This is a genomic window from Achromobacter sp. SD115, from assembly GCF_017355315.1.
GTDB classification, from domain to species: Bacteria; Pseudomonadota; Gammaproteobacteria; order Burkholderiales; family Burkholderiaceae_B; genus Achromobacter; species Achromobacter xylosoxidans_B.
The window spans coordinates 99,239-106,590 of sequence record NZ_JADIJM010000026.1; the positions used below are offsets into that span (position 1 = coordinate 99,239).

The following is a 7,352-nucleotide window of genomic DNA, read 5'->3' on the forward strand; positions in this document are numbered from 1 at the left end:
GTCCGCACATCCCTAGCCTGGGGCGACCAGGCCTTACGAGTGCGGCGCATATGACCTTGCTGAGCGATCTACAGTCCCTTCTGGGCGCTTCCCACGTGCTGACGGGCACGGACGCCGACACATATGTGCTGGATTGGCGGCGCCGCTATCGAGGCGCGGCGCTGGCGGTGATCCGTCCAGGCTCGACCGCGGAAGTGGCTGCCGCCGTGAAACTGTGCGCCAAGCATGGCGTGCCGGTGGTGCCGCAAGGCGGCAACACCGGCTTGTGCGGGGGCGCCACGCCCGACCTGTCCGGCAGCGCGGTGATCCTGTCCACCGCCCGCCTGACCGCCGTGCGCGCGCTGGATACCGACAACGACACGATTACCGTGGAGGCGGGCTGCGTCCTGCAGGCGGTGCAGGACGCGGCGGCGGCCGCCGGCCGGCTGTTTCCGTTGAGCCTGGCCGCGGAAGGCAGCTGCACCATAGGCGGCAACCTCGCGACCAATGCCGGCGGCACGCAGGTGCTGCGCTATGGCAACACGCGCGAACTGACGCTGGGCCTGGAGGTCGTGACCGCCGAAGGCGAGATCTGGAACGGCCTGCGCGGGCTGCGCAAGGACAACACCGGCTACGACCTGCGCGACCTGTACATAGGCAGCGAAGGTACGCTGGGCATCATCACCGCCGCAACGTTGAAACTGTTTCCAAGGCCGGTGGCTTCGTGCACGGCACTGCTGACGCTGGATGGTATCGACCAGGCCGTCGAATTGCTGTCGCGCGCCCGCGCGGGCTTCGGCGCCGCGCTGACTGGTTTTGAACTGATGAGCGGCGCCTGCTTGCAGGCGGTCGTGCGCTTGTTCCCGCAGCAGCGCCTGCCCTTCGAGGGGAATTCCGCCGCGTCGCCGTGGTTCGCCCTGTTGGAGTTGTCCGACAGCGAAAGCGAGGCGCATGCGCGCGAACGCTTCGAGACCGTGCTGGGCGAGGCCATCGAGAGCGGGCTGGTGAACGATGCCGCCATCGCCGCGAACGTGGCGCAAAGCAAGGCGCTGTGGCATCTGCGCGAGAGCATTCCGCTGGCCGAGGCGGAGTTGGGCAAGTCGGTCAAGCATGACGTGTCGATTCCGATCTCCGCCATCGCCGCTTTCGTGCACAAGACCAACGCCTTGCTGCAGGCGCGCTTTCCGGGCGTGCGCCACGTGATCTTCGGCCACCTGGGCGACGGCAACCTGCATTACAACGTGGCCCACGCGCCGGGGCAGACCGAGGCCGAGCTGCTGGCGCTGCAAGGCGATATCTACGGCGTGGTGCACGACAGCGTGCACGCGCACAACGGTTCGATCAGCGCGGAACATGGCGTCGGTCAGCTCAAGCTCGACGAGCTGCCGCGCTACAAGAGCGCCGTCGAATTGGATCTGATGCGCAGGATCAAGCGCGCGCTGGACCCGCAAGGGCTGATGAATCCGGGCAAGGTGCTGCGGGCCTGACCGCGCACGACAGAGGACATCAACCATGGCAATAAGTCCCGCGGCGGGCGCGAATTTCAGGGTGTTGATCGTCGAGGATGACCCCGTCATCTCCGGCAATCTGTACACTTTCCTGGAGGCGCGGGGCTTCCTGCCCGACGCCGCCTATTCGGGGCCGGCCGCGCTGGAGCGGCTGAAAGAGCAGCGTTTCGACGCCCTGATCCTGGACATCGGCCTGCCCGGCATGGATGGCAACGCGGTACTGCACACGCTGCGCAATGACAGGCGCGTGGACGTGCCGGTGCTGATGCTGACGGCGCGGGACAGCCTGGAAGACAAGCTGGCCGGGTTCTCGCATGGCGCCGACGATTACCTGACCAAGCCCTTCGCGCTGCTGGAGGTGGAAGCGCGCCTGATCGCGCTGATCCAGCGCGCCAAGGGCGCGACGGTGGACGCGGTGCGGGCGTTCGGCCCCTTGTCCTACGACACCCGTAACCGCGCCGTGTCGGTCAACGGCAACCCCGTGCATCTGACGCGCAAGGCCGGCCTCATCATCGAAGCGCTATTGCGCGATCCCGGCAGGGTGGTGTCGCGCGAGGAGCTGGAATCCACGCTCTGGGGCAACGAGCCGCCTTCGTCGGACGCCTTGCGCAGCCAGGTCCACCTGTTGCGCCGCGCCTTGGCCGATGCCGGTTTCGACGGCATCGAGACCATACACGGAACCGGCTGGCGCCTGACGCTGGAAGCCGGGGCGGCGAGATGAGCGGCGTTTCTTCGGCCTCTGCCGGGGGCACCCTGACTCAGCGCGTGGTGTGGGCGCTGACCGGAACCGTGGCGCTGTTCGTGACGGCGCTGGCCCTGCTGGCCTACCTGACCTTCGACCAGATGGAAGACGATCTGGTCAACGACATCCTCAATACCGAAATGGACCGGCTGGTGCAGCACGCGCGCGTCAGCGACGGTTTCCTGCCGCGCGATGGCGTGCGCGAGTTGGGCGGCTCCATGCGGGCCTGGGTCAGCGTGGAGGGCAAGCGCCCCGCCGGCATGCCCCAGGAAATCGAATCCCTGGATAGCGGCCTGCACCTGGTCGAGCCGGGCGCTTACACCTGGCACGTGATGGTGGCCGAAACGGCGCGTGCCAAGGTGTACCTGCTGTACGACGCCACCGAGAACGAAGGGCGGGTGCATGACTTCGGCTTGATCGTTCTGGGGGTGGGCGCCATTTGTGTGGTGGGCGCCTACGCGCTGTCGCGGCGCGTGGCCGCCATCGCGGTCGGCCCGCTGCTGGACCTGACCGACCGGCTGGCGACCTGGGCGCCGGGGTCGCCCGACATGGCGGTGACCCGCGACGACGAGGCGGGCCGGCTGATAGAGGCCTTCAACCGGGTGCAGAACCAGGTGGACAGGTCGATTGCCCGCGAGCGCGAATTCGCGGGCAACCTCAGCCATGAGGTGCGCACGCCCTTGGCCGCGATCCGTTCGGACAGCGAATTGATGCTGCTGACGCAGGCGCTGACCCCGGACCAGCGCCAGCGCCTGACCCGCGTGGTGGACAACGTGGACGATGTGATCGTGTCGCTGGAGAGCGCGCGAGCCATGGCGCGCGATGAACTGCGCCCGGCGGAGCCGGTCGACCTCGCGGAATGCATGGACAATGCCTGGCGCGGCTATGAAGCCCAGGCGGGCTTGGCCAAGCTGGGGTTCGACAACCGGATTTCCGCCGGTCAGGTTCGCTCCCTGGACCGCTACGCCTTGCTGACCGTTTTGCGCAATCTGGTCCGCAACGCGGTCGAGCATGCCGCGCCGGCGACGCTGACCGCGAGCATTGCGGCCGACGGCGCGCTGGAATTGCGCGACGACGGCAAGGGTATCGCCGCCGAGGACCTGCCGTTCCTGTTCCGCCGCTATTACAGCGGCCGCATGCGAGACTCCGGGGCGGGCAGCGCCGACGAGACGGCGCGCGGCCTGGGGCTGGCGATCGCCAAGCGCGTCTGCGACATGCAAGGCTGGTCGCTGACGGTCGATTCCTCGCGGCAGAGCGAGCAGCGCGGCACCTGCTTCACGCTGCGTTTCGACGCTGGCCAGGGGCGGTCGATGGAGATGGCGGACGGGGCGCAGGGCCAAATTTGACGAAAGTTCGACTGTCCACGGCCTAAGCTGCCCGTTTGCCTGACGGTCCGCCTGCCGCCCACCATGCCGCCCTTATCGCCGCCCGCGCTGCGCCAGCCGACGCCGGCCTCGTATCTGTTCAGCCATATCATCGCGGTCACGCTGGCGCTGGCCTGTCTGGCGTGGTGGGCCAATGCTTCCGGGCTGGACTTGCGCATCGCCCGGGCGCTGTTCGATCCGGCGTTGGACGATTTTCCACTGCGCCTGAATCGTTGGCTGGAACTGGTCGGCCACCGCATGGTGCTGGCCTTGCCCATCGGGATAGGGCTGGCCGCCGTGGGGGTGGTGGCGGTGAGCTATCGCGTTCCGGCCTGGCGGGCGTGGCGCGGGCCGGCGCTGGCGCTGGCGGCGACCTGCCTGACCGGGCAAGTGCTGGTGAACCAGTTGAAGCATTACACGACGCTGCCCCGGCCCTATGACTTGGACTTCCTGGGCGGCTATACCCCCTATCCGTCGCACTGGTGGACCTGGGCTCGGACCGGGGCGGGCGGCGCCTTGCCTAGCGGCCACGCTGGCGCCGGCTTTTCGATGCTGACCCTGTATTTCGTGGGCTGGGCGCTGGGTCGCCCAGCCTGGCGCTGGTGGGGTTTGGCCGTGGGCATCGCAGCCGGTGTGGGTTTTTCCGTGGTGCGCGTCCTGCAGGGCGCCCATTTCCTCAGCCAGACGCTCTGGTCCGCGGCGCTGATGTGGTTCCTGGCGACCCTGTTTTTCTATCCCCTCATCGTGGCCCGGCCGGCTGCCAGCCGGCCGAACCGCTAGCCGCGGGACGCCCCAAAGTACAATGAGCGCCGACGCTCGGCCCCGGGCCGTGCTCAACTGCTTTCGGATAATTCCCAATGAACGTTCCCGCCGATACTCCCGTCACGCCGCGGCGTCGTCCCCGGAACCTGGCTCAGGGGCTGGTCGAGAGCATCACGGAGCGCATCCGTGGCGGGGACATCCGGCCCGGCGACAAGTTGCCGACGGAATCCGGGATCATGCGCCAGTTCGGCGTCAGCCGGACGGTGGTGCGCGAGGCGCTGTCCCGGTTGCAGGCATCGGGCCTGGTCGAGACGCACCATGGCGTGGGTACCTATGCGCTGGAGCCCAGCGGCGGCAGCGACTTCCGCGTGGATCCCGCCGACATCGCCACGGTGCGGGACGTGCTGGTGCTGCTGGAGCTGCGCATCTGCCTGGAGAGCGAGGCTGCCGGCCTGGCCGCGGCCCGGCGCAGTGCGGCACAGCTCGTGGAAATGAGGCGCGCGCTGGACGCCTTCAAAAGCGCGCTGGACGGCGGCGGGGACACGGTCACGCCGGATTTCCAGTTCCATCTGCTGGTCGCGCAAGCCACGGACAACCGCTATTTCGCGGACCTCATGTCGCATCTGGGTTCGGCCATCATTCCGCGTACCCGCATCAATTCGGCGAAGTTCGCGCACGAGGACCGCGCCGCCTATCTGGCGCGCGTGAACCTCGAACACGAGGACATCTACGGCGCGATCCAGCGTCAGGACGCGGAGGCTGCGCGCGCGGCCATGCGCACGCATCTGAGCAACAGTCGCGAGCGGCTGCGGCGCGCCCAGTAGGGACGTCCGCCGGTGGCTCGCGCCAAACCGCGTTAATCTTTGCGCGTTTTCAAATTTCGGACCACGAGGCGGCATGGCTCTGCTCGGCATACACGGCGGTATTTCTTCCACTTCTGACCGGGCGTTGCGGCGCCAGCGGAGGGCGCTCGCATGCGCCGTCTGACGCTACGGTTCGTTATCGCCGTCCTGGCGCTGCTGACGCTGTCGCGGCTGGGCCTGGCCTTTTGGATGTGGGACCGGGTCGAGGCGGCCGGTGGGCTGGGTCCGCTGCTGCTGGGCGGGCTGCGCATCGACGTCTGCCTGATGTCCATGGTGATCGCGTTGCCGGCGGTGTTTTCACCGTGGTTCGGACACCGGCCGCTGGCGGCCCGTATTACCGCCTGGTGGTTCCGCGTCTGGTGGATGCTGTATGTGCTGCTGGAAGTCTCCACGCCGCAGTTCATCGCGGAGTACGACACGCGGCCCAACCGGCTCTATTTCATCTATCTGCTCAACCCGAAGGAAGTCGGGTCGATGCTGTGGCAGGGCTACAAGGGCGTGCTGTTGGCGGCCTTGGTGGTGCTGGTCTTGGCCGCCTGGCTGTCGGTCCGGCTATTCCCTACCCGCGTGCGCGATCCGTTCATGTCGTGGTGGAAGCGGCCGGTGGCGTCGTTCGTGATCCTGGCGCTGGTGTTCCTGGGCGCGCGCGGCACGCTGGAGCATCGGCCGATCAATCCGGCCAAGGTGGCCTACAGTTCCGACGCCATGGTGAATGCGCTGGCGCTGAATTCCTTGTACAGCGTGTTTGATGCGGCCTACCGGATGCGGGACGAACGCTCATCGGCCGCCATGTATCCCAAGATGGCCGTGGATGAGATGAATGCCATCGTGCGCGAGAAGGCCGGGCTGACGGGCGCGCCGCTGGATCCGCGCTATCCCAGCCTGCACGAGCAGAAGGCGACGGTGCGCCGGGACAAGCCGCTGAACCTGGTGATCATCCTGCAGGAGAGCCTGGGCGCGCAGTATGTGGGCAGTCTGGGCGGGCGCGATCTGACGCCGAATATCGACCGGCTGGGCAAGGAAGGCTGGATGTTCCATCGGGCCTATGCGACGGGCACGCGCTCGGTGCGGGGCATCGAGGCGGTCACGGCGGGGTTTCTGCCGAGCGTGGCGGACGCGGTGGTGAAGTTGCCGCGCTCGCAGACGGGGTTCTTCACGCTGGCTCAGGTGCTGGGCAAGCATGGCTACCATTCACGTTTCGTGTACGGGGGCGAGTCCCACTTCGACAATATGCGGGCGTTTTTCCTGGGCAACGGTTTCGATGAAATCGTGGATCGTCCGAAGTTCGTGAATCCGGTGTTCGAGGGGTCTTGGGGGGCGTCGGACGAGGACATGTTCAACCAGGTGGACCGGCTGTTGCGCGCGGATGGCGACAAGCCGGTGTTCACGCTGGCGTTCTCGGTATCCAACCATTCGCCGTGGGAGTATCCGGAAGGGCGCATCAAGCCGGTGGGCGATCCGGCGACGGTGGATAACACGGTGCGCTATGCGGACTGGGCGCTGGGGCAGTTTTTCGACAAGGCGCGCAAGGCGCCGTATTGGGACAACACGGTGTTCCTGGTGATCGCGGATCACGATTCGCGGGTCTATGGCTCCATTCCGGTGCCGGTGCGGCATTTCCAGATTCCTGCGCTGATTCTGGGGGCGGGGGTTGCGCCGCGGCAGGATGAGCGGTTGGTGAGCCAGATCGACATGGCGCCTACCATGTTGTCCTTGATCGGGCTGGACAATGTGAATCCCATGTTGGGCGTGGATCTGACGCAGCGGGATCCGAACCGGGCGATGATGCAGTACGCGGATAATTTCGGGTATCTGCAGGGGGATCAACTGCTGGTGCTGGAGCCTTCGAAGCCGCCGCGGCAGTTTCGGTATGAGGCGGCGCCGGTGGGGCGTGACGAGGTTTATGCGCCGGTGGAGCCTTTGGATTCTCAGCTCTCGGAAGAGGCCTTGGCGCATGCGTTGTGGGCTAGTTGGGCTTATCGGGAAGAGCGGTATCGGTTGCCTTGAGGTGGCCTTTTTATGCGGGACGTTGCAGGTTCTCTTAAGGCGCTTGGGGCGTCGGGGGCCTGGGGCGCGCGGGGCAACGATTGCGGTCCGGAGCCTTCGCTCCGGACTGCCCCTTCGTCATCTTCGT

The 7,352-nt window shown here is 66.9% G+C and carries 6 protein-coding genes; all 6 read left to right on the forward strand.

All coding sequences use genetic code 11. The features are described from left to right. Positions 1–50 precede the first annotated feature (50 nt). The 6 genes from IPU70_RS27850 (at position 51) to IPU70_RS27875 (ending at position 7,225) form a co-directional block, all read left to right on the forward strand. Positions 51–1,466: an FAD-binding oxidoreductase gene (locus IPU70_RS27850; RefSeq protein WP_207472491.1), complete on the forward strand. Its 1,416-nt coding sequence runs from the start codon at positions 51–53 to the stop codon at positions 1,464–1,466. A 25-nt stretch (positions 1,467–1,491) separates the two neighbouring features. Then, positions 1,492–2,208, forward strand: a complete 717-nt coding sequence (locus tag IPU70_RS27855; RefSeq protein ID WP_207472492.1) for a response regulator transcription factor — start codon at positions 1,492–1,494, stop codon at positions 2,206–2,208. Next, positions 2,205–3,575, forward strand: a complete 1,371-nt coding sequence (locus IPU70_RS27860) for a HAMP domain-containing sensor histidine kinase (RefSeq protein ID WP_207472493.1) — start codon at positions 2,205–2,207, stop codon at positions 3,573–3,575. The genes IPU70_RS27855 and IPU70_RS27860 overlap by 4 nt, the downstream gene beginning before the upstream one ends. Positions 3,576–3,638: 63 nt before the next feature. Continuing rightward, positions 3,639–4,373: a phosphatase PAP2 family protein gene (locus IPU70_RS27865; protein WP_207472494.1), complete on the forward strand. Its 735-nt coding sequence runs from the start codon at positions 3,639–3,641 to the stop codon at positions 4,371–4,373. A gap of 77 nt (positions 4,374–4,450) precedes the next feature. After that, a complete protein-coding gene (locus tag IPU70_RS27870; protein ID WP_207472495.1) occupies positions 4,451–5,179 on the forward strand; it encodes a FadR/GntR family transcriptional regulator in 729 nt (242 codons plus the stop codon). Between the two features lie 150 nt (positions 5,180–5,329). Next, positions 5,330–7,225 carry an LTA synthase family protein gene (locus tag IPU70_RS27875; RefSeq protein ID WP_207472496.1) on the forward strand — a complete coding sequence of 632 codons (1,896 nt, stop codon included), beginning with the start codon at positions 5,330–5,332 and terminating at the stop codon, positions 7,223–7,225. Positions 7,226–7,352: the final 127 nt, after the last annotated feature.